This is a genomic window from Streptomyces sp. NPDC090445 (genome assembly GCF_044769385.1).
Classification (GTDB): domain Bacteria; phylum Actinomycetota; class Actinomycetes; order Streptomycetales; family Streptomycetaceae; genus Streptomyces.
Genome location: NZ_JBIVXV010000002.1, coordinates 102,021 through 120,696, shown reverse-complemented (window position 1 = coordinate 120,696; position 18,676 = coordinate 102,021). Strand labels below are relative to the sequence as shown.

Annotated in this window: 14 protein-coding genes; 13 read left to right on the top strand and 1 reads right to left on the bottom strand. The window is 72.0% G+C overall.

Going from position 1 to position 18,676, the window contains the following annotated elements; genetic code table 11:
• The first annotated feature begins 10 nt into the window (after positions 1 to 10).
• From ACIQUT_RS05255 to ACIQUT_RS05195, 13 genes are all read left to right on the top strand, one after another.
• A complete protein-coding gene (locus tag ACIQUT_RS05255; protein ID WP_403559628.1) occupies positions 11 to 1,744 on the top strand; it encodes a UDP-N-acetylmuramoyl-L-alanyl-D-glutamate--2,6-diaminopimelate ligase in 1,734 nt (577 codons plus the stop codon).
• Complete coding sequence (gene murF, locus ACIQUT_RS05250) at positions 1,741 to 3,168, top strand: UDP-N-acetylmuramoyl-tripeptide--D-alanyl-D-alanine ligase (RefSeq protein ID WP_403559626.1); 1,428 nt, start codon at positions 1,741 to 1,743, stop codon at positions 3,166 to 3,168. Before ACIQUT_RS05255 ends, murF begins: the two co-directional genes overlap by 4 nt.
• Entirely contained in the window at positions 3,165 to 4,235 is a 1,071-nt protein-coding gene (mraY, locus tag ACIQUT_RS05245; RefSeq protein WP_403559624.1) for a phospho-N-acetylmuramoyl-pentapeptide-transferase, read from the top strand. Before murF ends, mraY begins: the two co-directional genes overlap by 4 nt.
• Positions 4,217 to 5,656: a UDP-N-acetylmuramoyl-L-alanine--D-glutamate ligase gene (gene murD / locus ACIQUT_RS05240; RefSeq protein WP_403559622.1), complete on the top strand. Its 1,440-nt coding sequence runs from the start codon at positions 4,217 to 4,219 to the stop codon at positions 5,654 to 5,656. Before mraY ends, murD begins: the two co-directional genes overlap by 19 nt.
• Positions 5,657 to 5,723: 67 nt before the next feature.
• Entirely contained in the window at positions 5,724 to 7,124 is a 1,401-nt protein-coding gene (gene ftsW / locus ACIQUT_RS05235; RefSeq protein WP_403559620.1) for a putative lipid II flippase FtsW, read from the top strand.
• A 6-nt stretch (positions 7,125 to 7,130) separates the two neighbouring features.
• On the top strand, positions 7,131 to 8,225 hold the full coding sequence (murG, locus tag ACIQUT_RS05230; RefSeq protein ID WP_403559618.1) for an undecaprenyldiphospho-muramoylpentapeptide beta-N-acetylglucosaminyltransferase: 1,095 nt from the start codon (positions 7,131 to 7,133) through the stop codon (positions 8,223 to 8,225).
• 314 nt (positions 8,226 to 8,539) lie between these two features.
• Positions 8,540 to 9,244, top strand: a complete 705-nt coding sequence (locus ACIQUT_RS05225) for a cell division protein FtsQ/DivIB (protein ID WP_403560579.1) — start codon at positions 8,540 to 8,542, stop codon at positions 9,242 to 9,244.
• Between the two features lie 280 nt (positions 9,245 to 9,524).
• On the top strand, positions 9,525 to 10,733 hold the full coding sequence (ftsZ, locus tag ACIQUT_RS05220; RefSeq protein ID WP_403559615.1) for a cell division protein FtsZ: 1,209 nt from the start codon (positions 9,525 to 9,527) through the stop codon (positions 10,731 to 10,733).
• The gene (gene pgeF, locus ACIQUT_RS05215; RefSeq protein WP_403559612.1) at positions 10,730 to 11,461 is read left to right on the top strand and encodes a peptidoglycan editing factor PgeF; all 732 of its coding nucleotides are present in this window, start codon (positions 10,730 to 10,732) and stop codon (positions 11,459 to 11,461) included. Before ftsZ ends, pgeF begins: the two co-directional genes overlap by 4 nt.
• Before the next feature lie 3 nt (positions 11,462 to 11,464).
• Positions 11,465 to 12,184, top strand: coding sequence for a YggS family pyridoxal phosphate-dependent enzyme (locus ACIQUT_RS05210; RefSeq protein WP_403559610.1), 720 nt, complete (start codon positions 11,465 to 11,467; stop codon positions 12,182 to 12,184).
• Between the two features lie 151 nt (positions 12,185 to 12,335).
• Positions 12,336 to 12,947, top strand: a complete 612-nt coding sequence (locus ACIQUT_RS05205; RefSeq protein WP_179176300.1) for a cell division protein SepF — start codon at positions 12,336 to 12,338, stop codon at positions 12,945 to 12,947.
• 59 nt (positions 12,948 to 13,006) lie between these two features.
• The gene (locus ACIQUT_RS05200) at positions 13,007 to 13,303 is read left to right on the top strand and encodes a YggT family protein (RefSeq protein WP_030155988.1); all 297 of its coding nucleotides are present in this window, start codon (positions 13,007 to 13,009) and stop codon (positions 13,301 to 13,303) included.
• A gap of 82 nt (positions 13,304 to 13,385) precedes the next feature.
• On the top strand, positions 13,386 to 14,591 hold the full coding sequence (locus tag ACIQUT_RS05195; RefSeq protein WP_403559607.1) for a DivIVA domain-containing protein: 1,206 nt from the start codon (positions 13,386 to 13,388) through the stop codon (positions 14,589 to 14,591).
• A 469-nt stretch (positions 14,592 to 15,060) separates the two neighbouring features.
• Here ACIQUT_RS05195 and ileS read toward each other — a convergent pair whose 3' ends face one another.
• On the bottom strand, positions 15,061 to 18,207 hold the full coding sequence (gene ileS / locus ACIQUT_RS05190; RefSeq protein ID WP_403559605.1) for an isoleucine--tRNA ligase: 3,147 nt from the start codon (positions 18,205 to 18,207) through the stop codon (positions 15,061 to 15,063).
• Positions 18,208 to 18,676 lie beyond the last annotated feature (469 nt).

Here is an 18,676-nt window from a genome sequence, read left to right as displayed (position 1 = left end):
GGCACCACCAGTGACAACGATCACCCCGAAACCCGGGAACCAGACCTCCGGCCCCGTCCCGGGCGGGCCCTCACTTCGCGACCGGCCCGCCCCGCCCGGTACGCTCACCGCCGTGCCCCACGCTGATCAGCCCAGAACCACCGAGCAAGACGCCCCGGCAACGCCGCCGGGCGCGCCGAGGCCCGCGACCGTCCGCCCGACCCCGTTCACGGAGCTCGCGGCCCTGGTCGACCCCGAGGTCGCGCCCGAGCCGTCGGGCCCGCTGATCACCGGGATCACGCACGACTCCCGTGCCGTGCGCCCCGGTGACCTGTACGCGGCCCTGCCCGGCGCCCGGCTGCACGGCGCCGACTTCGCGGCCCAGGCGGCCGCCCTCGGCGCCGCGGCCGTGCTGACCGACCCGGCCGGCGCCGAGCGCGCCGCCGCGACCGGCCTGCCGGTGCTCGCCGTCGCGGACCCCCGCGGCCGGATGGGAGAGCTCGCCGCCGCGATCTACGGCCGCCCCGGCGAGGGCCTGCTGCAGATCGGCATCACCGGCACCTCCGGCAAGACCACCACGGCCTACCTCGTCGAGGCCGGCCTGCGCGGAGCGGGCCGGGCCACCGGGCTCGTCGGCACCGTCGAGATGCGCATCGGCGACGAGCGCATCAAGTCCGAGCGGACCACCCCCGAGGCCACCGACCTCCAGGCCCTGTTCGCCGTCATGCGCGAACGCGGCGTCGACGCCGTCGCCATGGAGGTCTCCAGCCACGCCCTCGTGCTCGGCCGGGTCGACGGCTGCGTCTTCGACGTCGCCGTCTTCAACAACCTGAGCCCGGAGCACATGGAGTTCCACTCCGACATGGAGGACTACTTCCAGGCCAAGGCCCAGCTCTTCACCGAGCGCCGCGCCCGCCTGGGCGTGGTCAACGTCGACGACGAGTACGGCCGCCGCCTGGCCAAGGAGTCCGCGATCCCGGTCGTGACCTTCTCCGCCGCAGGCGACCCGGGCGCCGACTGGCGCGCCGAGGACGTCGTCTTCGGGCACATGGACTCCACGCTGACCGTGCTCGGCCCGAACGGGGAGCGCGTGTCGGCCAAGGCCCCGCTGCCCGGCCCGTTCAACGTCGCCAACACCGTCGCCGCGATCGCCACCCTCGCCGCCGCCGGCCTCGACCCGCAGACCGCCGCCGACGGCGTCGCCGCGGTCCCCGGCGTCCCCGGCCGCCTGGAGCGGGTCGACGCGGGACAGCCGTACCTCGCCGTCGTCGACTACGCGCACAAGACCGACGCCGTCGAATCCGTGCTGCGGGCGCTGCGCGAGGTCACCGCCGGCCGGCTGCACATCGTCCTCGGCTGCGGCGGCGACCGCGACACCACCAAGCGCGGCCCGATGGGCGCCGCGGCGGCCCGGTTCGCCGACACCGCCGTGCTGACCTCCGACAACCCGCGCTCCGAGGACCCCCTGAAGATCCTCGCCGCGATGTTCGAGGGCGCCGCCTCCGTCCCCGCCGGGGAGCGCGGCCGGGTCCTCGTCGACGCCGACCGGGCCGCGGCCATCGCCGCCGCCGTCGCGCGCGCCGAACCCGGCGACACCGTGCTGGTCGCCGGCAAGGGCCACGAGCAGGGCCAGGACACCGCGGGTGTCGTCCGGCCCTTCGACGACCGCGCGGTGCTCCGCGCCGCGATCGAGGCACAGGCCGCGCGCGACCGCGCCGCGCGGCAGCACGACGGATGCGTCCCCGAGGCCGAGGTGAACCAGTGATCGCCCTTTCCCTCGCCGAGATCGCCGACATCACCGGCGGGCGGCCCCACGACATACCGGATCCGTCCGTGCGGATCACCGGGCCCGTCGTCATCGACTCCCGCCAGGTGGAGGCCGGCAGCCTGTTCGCCGCCTTCGACGGCGAGCACGTCGACGGCCACGACTACGCGAAGGGGGCCGTCGACTCCGGTGCGGCGGCCGTCCTCGCCGCCCGGCCCGTCGGCGTCCCCGCGATCGTCGTCCCCGACGTCGAGAAGGCGCTCGGCGCCCTCGCCCGGGCCGTCGTACAGCGTCTCGGCACCGACGTGGTGGCCCTGACCGGCTCCGCCGGCAAGACCTCCACCAAGGACCTCATCGCCCAGGTGCTCCAGGCCCACGCCCCCACCGTGTGGACCCCCGGCTCCCTGAACAACGAGATCGGCCTGCCGCTCACCGCGCTCCGCGCCACCGCGGAGACCCGGCACCTGGTGCTGGAGATGGGCGCCCGCGGCATCGGGCACATCGCCTACCTCACCGGCCTGACCCCGCCGCGCATCGGCGTCGTGCTCAACGTCGGCACCGCCCACATCGGCGAGTTCGGCGGCCGCGAGCAGATCGCCGTCGCCAAGGGCGAGCTGGTCGAGGCCCTGCCCGCCGCGGCCGACGGCGGAGTCGCCGTCCTCAACGCCGACGACCCCCTGGTCCGGGCCATGTCCGCCCGCACCCGGGCCCGTTCGCTGCTCTTCGGCGAGGCCGAGGACGCCGACGTACGGGCTTCGGAAGTCCGGATGACACCGGCCGGACAGCCCGCCTTCACACTTCACACCCCCACCGGGTGCGGCGAAGTGACCTTGCGCCTGTACGGTGAGCACCACGTGTCGAACGCGCTTGCCGCGGCCGCCGTCGCCCACGTGCTGGGCATGTCCGTCGACGAGATCGCCACCGCGCTCTCCGGGGCGGGCACCTTGTCCCGGTGGCGGATGGAGGTCACCGAGCGAGCGGACGGCGTCACGGTTGTCAACGACGCCTACAACGCGAACCCCGAGTCCATGAGGGCCGCACTGCGCGCGCTGGCCGCCATGGGCGGCTCCGCCAGGGCGAACGGGGGGCGTACGTGGGCGGTGCTCGGTCCCATGGCCGAGCTCGGTGACGCCGCGCTGGCCGAGCACGACGCGGTGGGACGGCTTGCCGTCCGGCTCAACGTGAGCAAGCTCGTCGCAGTCGGGGGCAGGGAAGCGTCCTGGCTGCAACTGGGCGCCTATAACGAGGGTTCGTGGGGTGAGGAGTCGGTGCTCGTGTCCGACGCGCAGGCGGCGATCGACCTGTTGCGCAGTGAACTGCGCCCGGGTGACGTCGTGCTGGTGAAGGCTTCCAGGTCGATCGGCCTGGAGCGGGTCGCGCAGGCGCTGCTCGACGGCGCCGAGGGCGAGGTCGCCGGCCGATGAGGCAGATCCTGTTCGCGGGTGTCATCGGTATGTTCCTCACCGTCATCGGCACCCCGCTGCTGATCAAGCTGCTGGCCCGCAAGGGCTACGGCCAGTTCATCCGCGACGACGGCCCCCGCGGCCACCTCGGGAAGAAGGGCACGCCCACCATGGGCGGCATCTCCTTCATCCTGGCCACGCTCATCGCGTACGCCCTGACGAAGGTGCTGACCGGCGCGTCGCCGTCGCTCTCCGGCGTGCTCGTGCTGTTCCTGATGGCAGGCATGGGCCTCGTCGGCTACCTCGACGACTACATCAAGATCGTCAAGCGGCGCTCGCTCGGCCTGCGGGCCAAGGCCAAGATGGCCGGCCAGCTGATCGTCGGCGTCGCCTTCGCCGTGCTGGCACTGCAGTTCAAGGACGCCCGCGGGCTCGCCCCGGCCTCCATGAAGCTGTCGTTCGTCAACGACTTCGGCTGGTCGATCGGCCCCGTCCTGTTCGTGGTCTGGGCGCTGTTCATGATCCTGGCCATGTCCAACGGCGTGAACCTGACGGACGGTCTTGACGGCCTGGCCACCGGCGCCGCCGTGATGGTCTTCGGCGCCTACACGTTCATCGGCGTCTGGCAGTTCCAGGAGTCCTGCGCCAACGCGCAGACCCTGACCAACCCGAACGCCTGCTTCGAGGTGCGCGACCCACTCGACCTCGCGGTCGTCGCCTCGGCCCTCATGGGAGCCTGCTTCGGCTTCCTGTGGTGGAACACCTCGCCCGCCAAGATCTTCATGGGCGACACCGGCTCGCTGGCCCTCGGCGGCGCGCTCGCCGGTCTGGCGATCTGCTCCCGCACGGAGTTCCTGATCGCCCTCCTCGGCGGCCTCTTCGTGCTCATCACCTTCTCGGTGGTCATCCAGGTCGGCTCGTTCCGTCTGACCGGGAAGCGCGTCTTCCGGATGGCCCCGCTGCAGCACCACTTCGAACTCAAGGGCTGGTCCGAAGTACTCGTGGTGGTCCGCTTCTGGATCATCCAGGGCATGTGCGTGATCGTCGGACTCGGACTCTTCTACGCTGGATGGGCAGCCGACAAGTGACCTCCTGGCAGGGCAAGAACATCACCGTCGCCGGTCTCGGCGTGAGCGGCATCAGCGCCGCCCGCGCCCTGGCCGGCCTCGGCGCTTCGGTGACCGTCGTCGACGGCGGCGACGGCGAGGGCCACCGCGCCAAGGCCGCCGAACTCGCGGACCTGGGCGTCTCCGTCCGCCTCGGCGACGCCGAGACGCTGCCCGAGGGCACCGACCTCGTCGTCACCTCGCCCGGCTGGAAGCCGGACAGCCCGCTGTTCGCCGCCGCGGCGGCGGCCGGCGTCGACGTCGTCGGCGACGTGGAGATCGCCTGGCAGCTGCGCGGGTCCCGGCCCGGACGCACGCCCGCCCCGTGGCTCGCGATCACCGGGACGAACGGCAAGACCACCACGACCCAGATGCTCGCCTCGATCCTGAAGGCCGCCGGCCTGAAGACCGCAGCCGTCGGCAACATCGGCACCCCGATCATCGACGTGGTGCTCGGCGAGGAGGAGTACGACGTCCTCGCCGTCGAGCTCTCCAGCTACCAGCTGCACTGGGCGCCCTCCGTGCGCGCCCACTCGGCGGCCGTGCTCAACCTGGCCCCGGACCACCTCGACTGGCACGGCTCGATGGAGGCCTACGCCGCCGACAAGGGCCGCATCTACGAGGGCAACACCGTCGCCTGCGTCTACAACGTCGCCGACCCCGCCACCGAGCGGCTCGTCGAGGAGGCCGACGTCGTGGAGGGCTGCCGCGCCGTCGGCTTCACCCTCGGCTCCCCCGGCCCCTCCATGCTCGGCGTCGTCGACGGGATCCTCGTCGACCGCGCCTTCGTCGAGAACCGGCAGAAGAACGCCCAGGAGCTCGCCGAGGTCTCGGACGTCACCCCGCCGGCCCCGCACAACATCGCCAACGCGCTCGCCGCGGCGGCCCTGGCCCGCGCCTTCGGCGTCCCGCCGCGCGCGGTCCGCGACGGGCTGCGCGACTTCCGCCCGGACGCGCACCGGGTCGCGTTCGTGGACGAGGTCGCCGGGGTCGCGTACATCGACGACTCCAAGGCCACCAACACGCACGCCGCCGAGGCCTCCCTGGCCGCGTACGAGCCCGTCGTGTGGATCGCGGGCGGCCTGGCCAAGGGCGCGACCTTCGACGAGCTCGTGCAGAAGTCGGCCAAGCGGCTGCGCGGCGCGGTGCTGATCGGCGCCGACCGGGCGCTCATCGCCGAGGCGCTGGCGCGACACGCCCCCGATGTCCCGGTCGTCGACCTCGGCCGGACCGACACTGGGGCGATGCTCGCGGCGGTGCGGGAGGCGGCCCGGCTCGCCGAACCCGGGGACACGGTCCTGCTGGCGCCCGCCTGTGCGTCGATGGACATGTTCGCGAACTACAACAAGCGCGGGGACGCCTTCGCGGACGCGGTGCGCGAACTGGCCGCCGAAAGCGCCTAGGCCGGGCAGGAGGACCTCCCCGATCGGGCGGCTGCTCGCCGCGTACGAGTGGAGGGGAAGGTTCCAGATGCCGGCCAAGCAGGTGCTGCCCGGGCGGCGGCCGTCCGCGGGGAAGGCCGCCGCCGGCCCGCTGAAGGGCCTGCGGGCCGTCAAGGTGCAGGGCCGCAGGCGCCCGGTACCGGGCGCGCGGCGGCCCTCCGGGGGCGGGCCGCTGACCCGGCTGCGGCGGACCCAGCGGCAGCTGCGCCGGGCCTGGGACCGGCCCCTCACCGCGTATTACCTGATCTTCGGCAGCTCGCTGCTCATCACCGTGCTCGGCCTGGTGATGGTCTACTCGGCCTCGATGATCAAGGCCCTGCAGCTGGGCCTGGGGGACGCGTACTTCTTCAAGAAGCAGTTCGTCGCCGCCCTGATCGGCACCCTCCTCCTGCTCGCCGCCTCCCGGATGCCGGTCAAGCTGCACCGGGCGCTCTCCTACCCCGTGCTCGCCGGAACCCTGTTCCTGATGGTCCTGGTCCAGGTCCCCGGGATAGGGGTGGCGATCAACGGCAACCAGAACTGGATCTCCCTCGGCGGCCCGTTCATGCTCCAGCCCAGCGAGTTCGGCAAGCTGGCGCTGATCCTGTGGGGCGCCGACCTGCTGGCCCGCAAGGGCGACAAGGGCCTGCTGACCCAGTGGAAGCACCTGCTGGTGCCGCTGGTCCCGGTGGCCTTCCTGCTCCTCGGGCTGATCATGCTCGGCGGGGACATGGGCACCTCCATGATCCTCGGCGCCGTCCTGTTCGGCCTGCTCTGGCTCGCCGGCGCCCCCACCCGGCTCTTCGTGGCCGTGCTCGCCTTCGCGGGTGTGATCGTCGCACTGCTGATCAAGACCAGCCCGCACCGCATGGACCGGCTCGCCTGCCTCGGCGCGACCGAACCGGGCAAAAACGACCTCTGCTGGCAGGCCGTACACGGGATCTACGCCCTCGCGTCAGGCGGATGGTTCGGTTCCGGTTTGGGGGCCAGCGTGGAAAAATGGGGCCAACTACCGGAAGCCCACACCGACTTCATCTTCGCCATCACCGGGGAGGAACTGGGTCTGGCGGGGACGCTGTCGGTACTCGCCCTGTTCGCGGCTCTAGGCTATGCGGGTATCCGCGTGGCCGGACGCACGGAGGACTCCTTCGTACGCTATGCCGCGGGAGGCGTGACCACCTGGATCACGGCCCAGGCCGTGATCAACATCGGTGCGGTGCTCGGCCTGCTGCCGATCGCCGGAGTCCCGCTCCCGCTGTTCTCGTACGGAGGCTCCGCCCTGCTGCCGACCATGTTCGCGGTCGGACTGCTCATCGCCTTCGCGCGGGAGGAGCCGGCCGCGCGTGCGGCGCTCGCGATGCGCCAGCCGAGGTCGGGCTGGAAGCGGACCGTGCAGAGATGGAAGTCGATGAGACGGCGCGTCAAGACGCGTCCGTCCGGAGAGCGGTGAATTTCGGTGCATGTCGTACTCGCCGGTGGGGGGACCGCCGGCCACATCGAGCCCGCGCTCGCCCTCGCGGACGCCCTGCGCAGGCAGGACCCCTCCGTGGGCATCACCGCCCTCGGCACGGAGCGCGGACTCGAAACCCGCCTCGTGCCCGAGCGCGGCTACGAGCTGGGCCTGATCCCCGCCGTCCCGCTGCCCCGCAAGCCCACCCCCGAGCTCATCACCGTCCCGGGGCGGCTGCGCGGCACCATCAAGGCGGCCGAGGAGATCCTGGAGCGCACCAAGGCCGACGTCGTCGTCGGCTTCGGCGGCTACGTGGCCCTGCCCGGCTACCTCGCGGCCAAGCGGCTCGGCGTGCCGATCATCGTCCACGAGGCCAACGCCCGCCCCGGCCTGGCCAACAAGATCGGCTCCCGCTACGCCCACGCCGTCGCCGTCTCCACGCCCGACAGCAAGCTCCGGGGCGCCCGCTACGTCGGCATCCCGCTGCGCCGCACCATCGCCACCCTGGACCGCGCCGCGGCCCGCCCCGAGGCCCGCGCCGCCTTCGGCCTGGACCCCAACCTGCCGACCCTGCTCGTCTCCGGCGGCTCGCAGGGCGCCCGCCGCCTCAACGAGACCATGCAGCAGGTCGCCCCGACCCTCCAGCGCTCCGGGATCCAGATCCTGCACGCGGTCGGCCCGAAGAACGAAATGCCGCACGTCGACAACATGCCCGGGATGCCGCCCTACGTCCCGGTACCGTACGTGGACCGGATGGATCTCGCGTACGCCGCCGCCGACATGATGCTGTGCCGCGCGGGCGCGATGACCGTCGCCGAACTCTCCGCCGTCGGGCTCCCCGCCGTCTACGTCCCGTTGCCGATCGGCAACGGCGAACAGCGGCTCAACGCCCAGCCGGTGGTCAAGGCCGGCGGCGGCCTGCTCGTCGACGACGCGGAGCTGACGCCCGACTGGGTGCTCGGCAACATCCTGCCGGTGCTGTCCGACCCGCACCGCCTGTACGAGATGTCCCGCGCCGCCTCCGAGTTCGGCCGCCGCGACGCCGACGAGCTGCTGGTTGCGATGGTGTACGAGGCGATCGCCGCCCACCGGAACCGCTGAGGCGGTACCGCGCAGACGCAGGAGGCACTGGAGTGGCCGGAGCGAACACCGCACAGCGCGGGACACCCGGTTCCGACCGGCCCGCCCGCAAGGGCAAGGGCTCCGGCTCCCCCAAGCCGCCCGCCTCGCCGAAGCCGCCCCGGGCGCCGAAGCAGCAGAAGCCGGCGAGGCAGCAGAAGGCGGCGAAGCCGGCCAAGCCCGCGAAGGCCGCAAAGCCCGGCAAACCCGCGAAGGCCGCACAGTCCGCCAAGTCGGCGAAGGCCGCCAAGGGCCCGTCCGCACCGCGCCCCGGTGTGCTCCGCCTCGTCCGGCGGCTGCGCGGCCGGGGCCGGCCCGTGGCCGTCGCCGCGGCCGCCGTGCTGCTCACCGGCGGAGCCTGCTGGGTGCTGTACGGGTCCCCGTGGCTCCGCATCGAGAAGGTGACCACGAGCGGCACGCAGGTGCTGACCCCCGAACAGGTCCTGGCCGCCGCGGCCGTGCCGGTGGGCTCCCCGCTCGTGGCCGCGGACACCGACGAGATCGGGCAGCGGGTGCGCACGCGGCTGCCCCGCGTCGATTCGGTCGATGTGGTCCGGGCCTGGCCCCGCGGGATCGGTCTCAAAGTGACGGAACGCAAACCCGTCCTGCTCATCAAAAAGGACGCCAACTTCGTGGAAGTGGACGCTTCGGGCGTGCGATTCGACACGGTCGCGAAAGCACCCGCCGGCGTACCGCTCCTCGAATTGAACGCGGCGCAGTCGCCGAGCGGCCGCCGCTTCGACGGGGAGCGGCTGCTGCGCGAGGCCGTGGGCGTCGCCGGGGACCTCCCGGAGGCCGTCGCCAAGGAGACCGTGCAGGTCAAGGTGGGCTCGTACGACTCGATCGTGCTGGAGCTGACCCGGGGCCGCTCGGTGGTGTGGGGGAGCGGGGAGCAGGGGGAGGCGAAGGCGCGCGCGCTGACCGCCCTGCTCAAAGCCGCGCCGGGAGCTGCCCACTTCGACGTGAGCGTTCCCACCGCCCCTGCCGTGTCCGGGAGTTGACGTCCGGTCGCGCGGCGACGCACCCTGGTTGGCCACCGATACGGGTGATCACATAGGGTGAAAAGAAAAACGGGAGGTTCGGCGTGTTCGTTGAACACGCGCTACTTGTCGACTTAGTGTCCTGTTCGGAAGAGTCCAGGGAGCAGGCACATACTTAACCCTAAGCTTCAGGGTTAGGGTTCGGGTCGGCGTGTTCGGACCGTCCCACATTTCGGCATCAGTCGTCGCAGCGCAGGCCCGCGAAGCGACGACACGTAACTCGAGGCGAGAGGCCTTCGACGTGGCAGCACCGCAGAACTACCTCGCAGTCATCAAGGTCATCGGTGTCGGCGGCGGTGGTGTCAATGCCATCAACCGGATGATCGAGGTCGGTCTCAAAGGCGTCGAGTTCATCGCCATCAACACGGACGCTCAGGCCCTGTTGATGAGCGACGCCGACGTCAAGCTCGACGTCGGCCGCGAACTCACCCGGGGTCTCGGCGCCGGAGCCAACCCGGCAGTCGGCCGCAAGGCGGCCGAGGACCACCGCGAGGAGATCGAGGAGGTCCTCAAGGGGGCCGACATGGTCTTCGTCACCGCAGGCGAGGGCGGCGGCACCGGAACCGGCGGCGCCCCGGTCGTCGCGAACATCGCGCGCTCGCTCGGCGCCCTGACCATCGGTGTGGTCACCCGGCCGTTCACCTTCGAGGGGCGGCGCCGGGCGAACCAGGCGGAGGACGGCATCGCCGAGCTCCGCGAAGAGGTCGACACCCTCATCGTCATCCCCAACGACCGGCTGCTGTCCATCTCGGACCGCCAGGTCAGCGTGCTCGACGCCTTCAAGTCGGCCGACCAGGTCCTGCTCTCCGGTGTCCAGGGCATCACCGACCTCATCACCACCCCGGGTCTGATCAACCTCGACTTCGCCGACGTCAAGTCCGTGATGTCCGAAGCCGGCTCGGCCCTCATGGGCATCGGCTCGGCCCGCGGCGACGACCGCGCGGTGGCCGCCGCCGAGATGGCGATCTCCTCGCCGCTCCTGGAGGCCTCCATCGACGGCGCCCGCGGCGTCCTGCTGTCCATCTCCGGCGGCTCGGACCTCGGCCTGTTCGAGATCAACGAGGCCGCCCAGCTGGTGAGCGAGGCCGCGCACCCCGAGGCGAACATCATCTTCGGCGCCGTCATCGACGACGCCCTCGGCGACGAGGTGCGGGTCACCGTCATCGCCGCCGGCTTCGACGGCGGGCAGCCCCCGGCCCGCCGCGACAACGTCATCGGCGCCGCCTCCACCAAGCGCGAGGAGCCGGCCCCGGCCCCGGTCCGCGCCCCCGAGCCGGTCCGCCCGGCCTTCGGCGGCCTCGGCACCGTGACCCCGCGCGAGGAGCCCCCGGCCCCGGCCGAACCGGTCGCCCCGGTCGAGGTCGCGCCCCCCGCACCGCAGGTCCCCACGGCCCGTCCCTACCAGGACAGCCCGGCCGAGGAACTGGACGTACCGGACTTCCTGAAGTGACCCTGGGGCAGCACAGCGAGAGCGGCGCCCACTTCGCCTTCACCGACCGGTGGGGCGGGGTGAGCGCCGTTCCGTACGAGGAGCTCAATCTCGGCGGCGCGGTCGGAGACGACCCGGCCGCCGTTCTGGCGAACCGGGCGATCGCGGCGAAGGCCCTGGGCATCGAACCGGACCTGGTGGTCTGGATGAACCAGGTGCACGGCAAGGACGTCGCGGTGGTCCCCGGACCCTGGGAGCCCGGCCGGGCCGTACCCGAGGTGGACGCGGTGGTGACCACCCGTCGGGGCCTGGCCCTGGCGGTGCTCACCGCGGACTGCACTCCGGTGCTGCTGGCCGACCCCGTCGCCGGGGTCGCCGGTGCCGCCCACGCGGGCCGGCCCGGACTGGTCGCCGGAGTGGTGCCCGCCGCCGTCGAGGCGATGGTCGCGCTCGGGGCCGAGCCCGGGCGGATCATCGCCCGCACCGGCCCCGCGGTCTGCGGGCGCTGCTACGAGGTGCCCGCCGCCCTGCGCGACGAGGTCGCCGAGGCGGTTCCGGCGGCCCGGTCCGAAACGAGTTGGGGGACCCCCGCGGTCGACGTGGTCGCCGGGGTGCACGCCCAGCTCGCCGAGGCGGGGGTGGTGAACAGGCACCGCTCGACGGTCTGCACACTGGAGTCGCGGGACCACTTCTCGTACCGCCGCGACCGGGTGACCGGGCGGCTTGCCGGATATGTCTGGTTGGACTAGTTGATGACGGATCGTAAGTCGGAACTCGCGGAGAACCTGGCGCGGGTGGAGGAGCGCATCTCCTCCGCCTGCGCCGCCGCGGGGCGTGCACGGGACGAGGTGACGCTCATCGTCGTCACCAAGACCCATCCCGCGAGCGACGTACGACTGCTGGCGGAGCTGGGCGTCCGTCATGTGGCGGAGAATCGCGACCAGGATGCCGCCCCCAAGGCGGCGGCCTGCGCGGATCTGCCGCTCACCTGGCACTTCGTCGGCCAGTTGCAGACCAACAAAGCCCGTTCCGTTGCCGGATATGCGCATGTGGTGCAGTCGGTCGACCGGCCCCGGCTGGTCACCGCGCTCTCCGCGGCGGCGGAGCAGAGCGGGCGGGAGCTCGGCTGCCTCGTGCAGATCGCCCTCGACGCCGAGTCGGGGGAGCGCGGCAGCCGCGGCGGCGCGGCCCCCGAGCAGCTCGCCGGACTCGCGGACCTCGTGGCCGCGGCGCCGGGACTGCGGATCGACGGCGTGATGACCGTGGCACCGCTGGCCGGACCCTACGCGGGACGCGAACGGGCCGCTTTCGAGCGGCTGGTGGAATTGTCATCCCGCCTGCGCGCGGACCATCCGGCTGCCACGATGGTGTCGGCCGGGATGAGTGCAGATCTGGAAGAGGCCGTTGCGGCCGGTGCGACACATGTACGCGTCGGCACTGCGGTACTCGGCGCGAGACCCCGGCTCGGGTAACGTCGCGAAGCAAGTCGGACCACAGCAGAAAATATGGTCATTCCCGCTGGAGGGCGGACAGACCACGTGGATCGCGGGCAGTTGGTGACTTCGGTGACACAGCGACACACCTGCGAGACGGCGATCCACCACAGAGCGGAGGACTCAGAGAATGGCCGGCGCGATGCGCAAGATGGCGGTCTACCTCGGCCTCGTGGAGGACGACCGGTACGACAACCCGGGATACGACCCCGACGACGAGTTCGAACCCGAGCCGGAACCGGAACGGGACCGCCGGCGCCAGCAGCAGCCCGTGCACCAAGCGCCCGTACCGGAAGAACCGGTACGAGCCGTGCAGCCCCCGCCGCAACGGGAACCAACGCCCTTGCCGGTCGAAAGTGGACGTCCTGCGCGAATTGCCCCCGTGGCATCCATCACACCTGAACGCTCGAACGTGGAGAAGAACGCCCCCGTGATCATGCCCAAGGTCGTCTCCGAGCGGGAGCCGTACCGCATCACGACGCTGCACCCCCGGACGTACAACGAGGCCCGTACCATCGGGGAACACTTCCGTGAGGGCACTCCGGTGATCATGAACCTCACAGAGATGGACGACACGGACGCAAAGCGACTTGTCGACTTTGCGGCCGGTCTCGTGTTCGGATTGCACGGCAGCATTGAACGCGTGACACAGAAGGTGTTCCTGCTCTCGCCTGCTAACGTCGATGTCACGGCGGAGGACAAGGCCCGCATCGCGGAGGGCGGGTTCTTCAACCAAAGCTAGACCGATCCGTCAGACACGGGGCGGAACGAGAGTGAGAGCAGGGGAGAGGGAAGCGCGGGATGGGCGTCGCACTACAGGTGGTCTACATCGCGCTGATGTGCTTCCTTATCGTGCTGATCTTCCGACTGGTGATGGACTACGTCTTCCAGTTCGCACGTTCATGGACACCCGGCAAGGCGATGGTGGTCGTCCTGGAGGCGACCTACACTGTCACCGATCCGCCGCTCAAGCTTCTCAGGCGGTTCATTCCGCCGTTGCGTCTCGGGGGCGTGGCACTCGACCTCTCCTTCTTCGTTCTGATGATCATCGTTTACATCCTCATCAGCTTCGTGAGCACAGCTGCGAGAAGCGTGTGAACGATGAGCTTTCCCGCACACGCGGGGACAGTCCCGATCCGGTCTTGCCGACTGCCGACGACTACGTAGAGGTGAAGAAGACATGCCGCTGACTCCCGAGGACGTGCGGAACAAGCAGTTCACGACCGTCCGCCTCCGAGAAGGCTATGACGAGGACGAGGTCGATGCCTTCCTCGACGAGGTCGAAGCCGAGCTGACGCGCCTGCTGCGCGAGAACGAGGACCTGCGCGCCAAGCTGGCCGCAGCCACGCGCGCCGCCGCGCAGAACCAGCAGCAGCAGGGCATGCGCAAGCCGGAACCGCAGGACCAGCGCCCCGGCGGTCCCGTGCCCGCCGCCATATCCGGCCCGCCGGCCCAGCAGGGTCCGCCGCAGATGGGCCCGCCGCAGCTGCCGGGCGGCGCGCCGCAGCTCCCGGCCGGCCCCGGCCCGATGGGCGGCCCGGGCGGCCCGCAGGGCCCCGGTGGCCCCGGCCCGATGGGCGGCCCCATGCACACCATGGGCGGCACCATGGGTGGTCAGCAGTCCATGGGCGGCCAGAACCCGCTCGGCCAGCAGATGCAGCCCATGGGGCAGCAGATGCAGCCGATGGGGCAGCAGATGCAGCCGATGGGGCAGCAGATGCAGCCCATGCAGCAGCCGCAGCTCCCGCAGCAGGGCCCCGGCGGCGACAGCGCCGCCCGCGTCCTGTCCCTGGCCCAGCAGACCGCCGACCAGGCGATCGCGGAGGCCCGCTCCGAGGCCAACAAGATCGTCGGCGAGGCGCGCAGCCGCGCCGAGGGCCTGGAGCGGGACGCCCGCGCCAAGGCCGACGCGCTGGAGCGGGACGCTCAGGAGAAGCACCGCGTCGCGATGGGCTCGCTGGAATCCGCACGCGCCACGCTGGAGCGCAAGGTCGAGGACCTGCGGGGCTTCGAGCGCGAGTACCGTACGCGCCTGAAGTCCTACCTGGAGTCGCAGCTGCGCCAGCTCGAAACCCAGGCCGACGACTCCCTGGCCCCGCCGCGGAACCCGGCCGGTCCGGCGCTGCCGCCGTCGCCGTCCCCGTCGATGGCCCCCGCCGGCTCCATGGGCATGGGCGGCCCGTCCCCGATGAGCAGCCCCTCGCCGATGGGCGGCCCCTCGCCGATGGGCGGCCCCTCGCCGATGGGCGGGCCGTCGTACGGCGGGCAGCAGCAGATGTCTCCGGCCATGACGCAGCCGATGGCTCCGGTGCGGCCTGCTGCGCCGCAGCCGATGCAGGCGCCGTCGCCGATGCGCGGCTTCCTCATCGACGAGGACGACAACTGACGTTGCCGTCGGCAGCACTCACGGGCCGGGCCCGGGTTCCGAGGAACCCGGGCCCGGCCCGTTTCCGTACCCCGGTCCGATGCCGCCCGTCCGCCGCCGCGGGTGCCGCTCCCCTGCGGGGCTGATCCCCCTCCCCGCCCCTTCACCACTTCTGCCCTCAATCGCCGGGCGGGCTGGAAGGTGCCGGGCGGGCTGGGTGGTGCCGGCCGGGCTTGGACGGTGCCGGGCGGGCTGGACGGTGCCGGGCGGGCTGGGTGGTGCCGGCCGGGCGAGCCCGGTCGGCGCCCGCGGGCGGGGGTGGTTTTGAGCCTGCCCGGCGATTGAGGGCTTTCGGGAAGGGGTGGGGTGGGGAAGTCGAAACGTCTGGCGGCGGCGCCGCCGGGTGACCGGGGCGCTGCGCTGCGTGTTGGCGAGTGGGTGGAGAAACGGCGCCCCCCGGGATCGAGGGGGGCGCCGTTTCGGTGGCCGGTTACGCCTTGCGGAGGCGGAACGTGAGGGTCAGCGGGTCGTCCGTGAACGGGTCACCGTACGCCGCATCGGCCTCGCCCTGCGCGAAGTCCGTGGCCAGGACCTCGTCCGCGATCAGCCCGGCGTGGTCGGTCAGGGCGGTGACCACCTCCGGGTCCGCGGCGGACCACCGCAGGGCGATCCGGTCCGCGACGTCCAGGCCCGAGTTCTTGCGGGCCTCCTGGATGAGGCGGATCGCGTCCCGCGCCAGGCCGGCGAGCCGCAGCTCGGGGGTGATCTCCAGGTCCAGGGCGACCGTGGCGCCGGAGTCGGACGCCACCGACCAGCCCTCGCGCGGGGTCTCCGTGATGATGACCTCCTCCGGGGTGAGGGCGACGGGCTCGCCGTTCACCTCCACCGTGGCCTCGCCGGAGCGCAGCGCGAGCGACAGCGCCGCCGCGTCCGCCGCGGCCACGGCCTTCGCGACGTCCTGGACGCCCTTGCCGAACCGCTTGCCGAGCGCACGGAAGTTCGCCTTCGCCGTGGTGTCGACGAGCGAGCCGCCGACCTCGGACAGCGACGCCAACGAGCTGACGTTCAGCTCCTCGGTGATCTGGGCGTGCAGCTCGGCCGAGAGCGCCTCGAAGCCGGCGGCCGCGACCAGCGCCCGCGACAGCGGCTGGCGGGTCTTGACCCCGGACTCGGCACGCGTGGCGCGGCCCAGCTCGACCAGGCGGCGCACCAGCAGCATCTGCCGGGACAGGACCGGGTCCACGAGCGCGGCGTCCGCCTCGGGCCACGAGGTGAGGTGCACGGACTCGGGCGCGTCCGGGGTGACCGGGACGACCATGTCCTGCCAGACCCGCTCCGCGATGAAGGGGGTGAGCGGGGCCATCAGGCGGGTGACCGTCTCGACCACATCGTGCAGGGTGCGCAGGGCCGCCTTGTCGCCCTGCCAGAACCGGCGGCGCGACCGGCGCACGTACCAGTTGGACAGGTCGTCCACGAAGGCGGACAGCAGCTTGCCGGCGCGCTGGGTGTCGTACGCCTCCATGGCGTCCGTGACCTCGCCGACCAGCGTGTGCAGCTCCGAGAGCAGCCAGCGGTCCAGGACCGTGCGGTCGGCCGGCGCCGGGTCGGCGGCGGTCGGCGCCCAGTTCGAGGTGCGGGCGTACAGGGCCTGGAAGGCGACCGTGTTCCAGTAGGTGAGGAGCGTCTTGCGGACGACCTCCTGGATGGTGCCGTGGCCGACGCGGCGGGCCGCCCACGGCGAGCCGCCGGCCGCCATGAACCAGCGCACCGCGTCGGCGCCGTGCTGGTCCATGAGCGGGATCGGCTGCAGGATGTTGCCCAGGTGCTTGGACATCTTGCGGCCGTCCTCGGCCAGGATGTGGCCCAGGCAGACGACGTTCTCGTACGAGGACTTGTCGAAGACGAGCGTGCCGACGGCCATCAGCGTGTAGAACCAGCCGCGGGTCTGGTCGATCGCCTCGGAGATGAACTGCGCCGGGTAGCGCTTCTCGAACAGCTCCTTGTTCTTGTACGGGTAGCCCCACTGCGCGAACGGCATGGAGCCCGAGTCGTACCAGGCGTCGATGACCTCGGGGACGCGGACCGCCGTGTGCGAGCAGCCCTCCGCCGTGCAGGAGAAGGTCACGTCGTCGATGTACGGGCGGTGCGGGTCCAGGGCCGAGTGGTCCTGGCCGGACAGCTCCGACAGCTCGGCGCGGGAGCCGACGCAGGTGAGGTGCCCCTCCTCGCAGCGCCAGATGGGCAGCGGGGTGCCCCAGTAGCGGTTGCGGGACAGCGCCCAGTCGATGTTGTTGTTGAGCCAGTCGCCGAAGCGGCCCTGCTTGACCGACTCCGGGAACCAGTTGGTCTTGTCGTTCTCCCGCAGCATCGCGTCCTTGACGGCGGTGGTGCGGATGTACCAGGACGGCTGCGCGTAGTAGAGCAGCGCGGTGTGGCAGCGCCAGCAGTGCGGGTAGCTGTGCTCGTAGGCGATGTGCCGGAAGAGCAGGCCGCGGGCGTCGAGGTCGGCGGTGAGCCGCTCGTCGGCCTTCTTGAAGAAGATGCCGCCGACGAGCGGGACCTCCTCGGCGAAGGTGCCGTCGGGGCGGACGGGGTTCACGACGGGCAGGCCGTACGCGCGGCAGACCGCGAGGTCGTCGGCGCCGAAGGCGGGGGCCTGGTGGACGAGGCCGGTGCCGTCCTCGGTGGTGACGTAGTCCGCGTTGACCACGAAGTGGGCGGGCGCGTCGAAGGGCACCAGCTCGAAGGGGCGCCGGTAGGTCCAGCGCTCCATCTCCTTGCCGGTGAAGGTCTGGCCGGTGGCCTCCCAGCCCTCGCCGAGGGCCTTCTCCAGCAGCGGCCGGGCGACGACCAGCTTCTCCTCGCCATTGGTGGCGACGACGTACGTGACCTCCGGGTGGGCGGCCACCGCGGTGTTGGAGACCAGGGTCCACGGGGTGGTGGTCCACACGACGAGGGCGGCCTCGCCGGCGAGCGGGCCGGAGGTCAGGGGGAAGCGCACGTAGACCGAGGGGTCGACGACGGTCTCGTAGCCCTGGGCCAGCTCGTGGTCGGAGAGGCCGGTGCCGCAGCGCGGGCACCAGGGGGCGACGCGGTGGTCCTGGACGAGCAGGCCCTTGTTGAAGATCTCCTTCAGCGACCACCAGACCGACTCGACGTACTCGGGGTCCATGGTCCGGTACGCGTCGTCCAGGTCGACCCAGTAGCCCATGCGGGTGGTGAGCTCGGCGAACGCGTCGGTGTGGCGGGTCACGGACTCGCGGCACTTGGCGTTGAACTCGGCGATGCCGTAGGCCTCGATGTCCTGCTTGCCGTTGAAGCCGAGCTCCTTCTCGACGGCGAGCTCGACGGGCAGGCCGTGGCAGTCCCAGCCGGCCTTGCGGGCCACGTGGTAGCCGCGCATGGTGCGGAAGCGGGGGAAGACGTCCTTGAAGACGCGGGCCTCGATGTGGTGCGCGCCGGGCATGCCGTTCGCGGTGGGCGGGCCCTCGTAGAAGACCCACTCGGGGCGGCCCTCGGACTGCTCCAGGGTCTTGGCGAAGGTCTTGTTCTCGCGCCAGAACTCGAGAACGGCGTGTTCGAGGTCGGGCAGGTCGACCTGGGCGGGTACCGGGCGGTACTGCGGCGGTGTGGTCATGAGGCTGAACTCTTCCTCCGGCGGTGTGGCGCTTCCGTCCGGAGGGACGAGATGCGCCGCCTCCTTCGTCGAGGACGCGCTCCCGCGGTACCACCCTCCTTGGCCACCGGACGGGTCCGGCGGCCCCCTCATTGGGGTGCGAAGCCGGTTCTACTTGCCGTACGGGCTCCGTGTGGGCCCGTGGCGGCTTTCTTCCGGCGGCTCAGGGGTGATCCTTCACGTCGCGCTCGCCCCCGGGCTCTCACCGTCCCCGGGTCGCTCACGGCTGCGTCCGACGCTACTCGTCCCCGTCCATGCCTTTCGCTGGGCCCAGTGTACGGGGCGGGGGCGGCCGCGGCAGACCGGTTTTCCGCGGGGTGCGGCGGGGGTGCGGGCCGGGCGCCGGGCGGGGCGGCGGAGTGACCCGAACGGTCCGATGCCGCGGTGCGGGACGCGGCGGCGCGCCGGGGGCGGATTACCGGGCCGTGGG

Coding starts and splice junctions, on each gene's coding strand:
- ACIQUT_RS05200 (WP_030155988.1), top strand. CDS start 13,007: ATGGGCGTCGCACTACAGGTGGTCTACATCGCGCTGATGTGCTTCCTT.
- ACIQUT_RS05195 (WP_403559607.1), top strand. CDS start 13,386: ATGCCGCTGACTCCCGAGGACGTGCGGAACAAGCAGTTCACGACCGTC.
- ftsW (WP_403559620.1), top strand. CDS start 5,724: ATGCCGGCCAAGCAGGTGCTGCCCGGGCGGCGGCCGTCCGCGGGGAAG.
- ileS (WP_403559605.1), bottom strand. CDS start 18,207: ATGACCACACCGCCGCAGTACCGCCCGGTACCCGCCCAGGTCGACCTG.
- ACIQUT_RS05210 (WP_403559610.1), top strand. CDS start 11,465: ATGACGGATCGTAAGTCGGAACTCGCGGAGAACCTGGCGCGGGTGGAG.
- ACIQUT_RS05205 (WP_179176300.1), top strand. CDS start 12,336: ATGGCCGGCGCGATGCGCAAGATGGCGGTCTACCTCGGCCTCGTGGAG.
- mraY (WP_403559624.1), top strand. CDS start 3,165: ATGAGGCAGATCCTGTTCGCGGGTGTCATCGGTATGTTCCTCACCGTC.
- murD (WP_403559622.1), top strand. CDS start 4,217: ATGGGCAGCCGACAAGTGACCTCCTGGCAGGGCAAGAACATCACCGTC.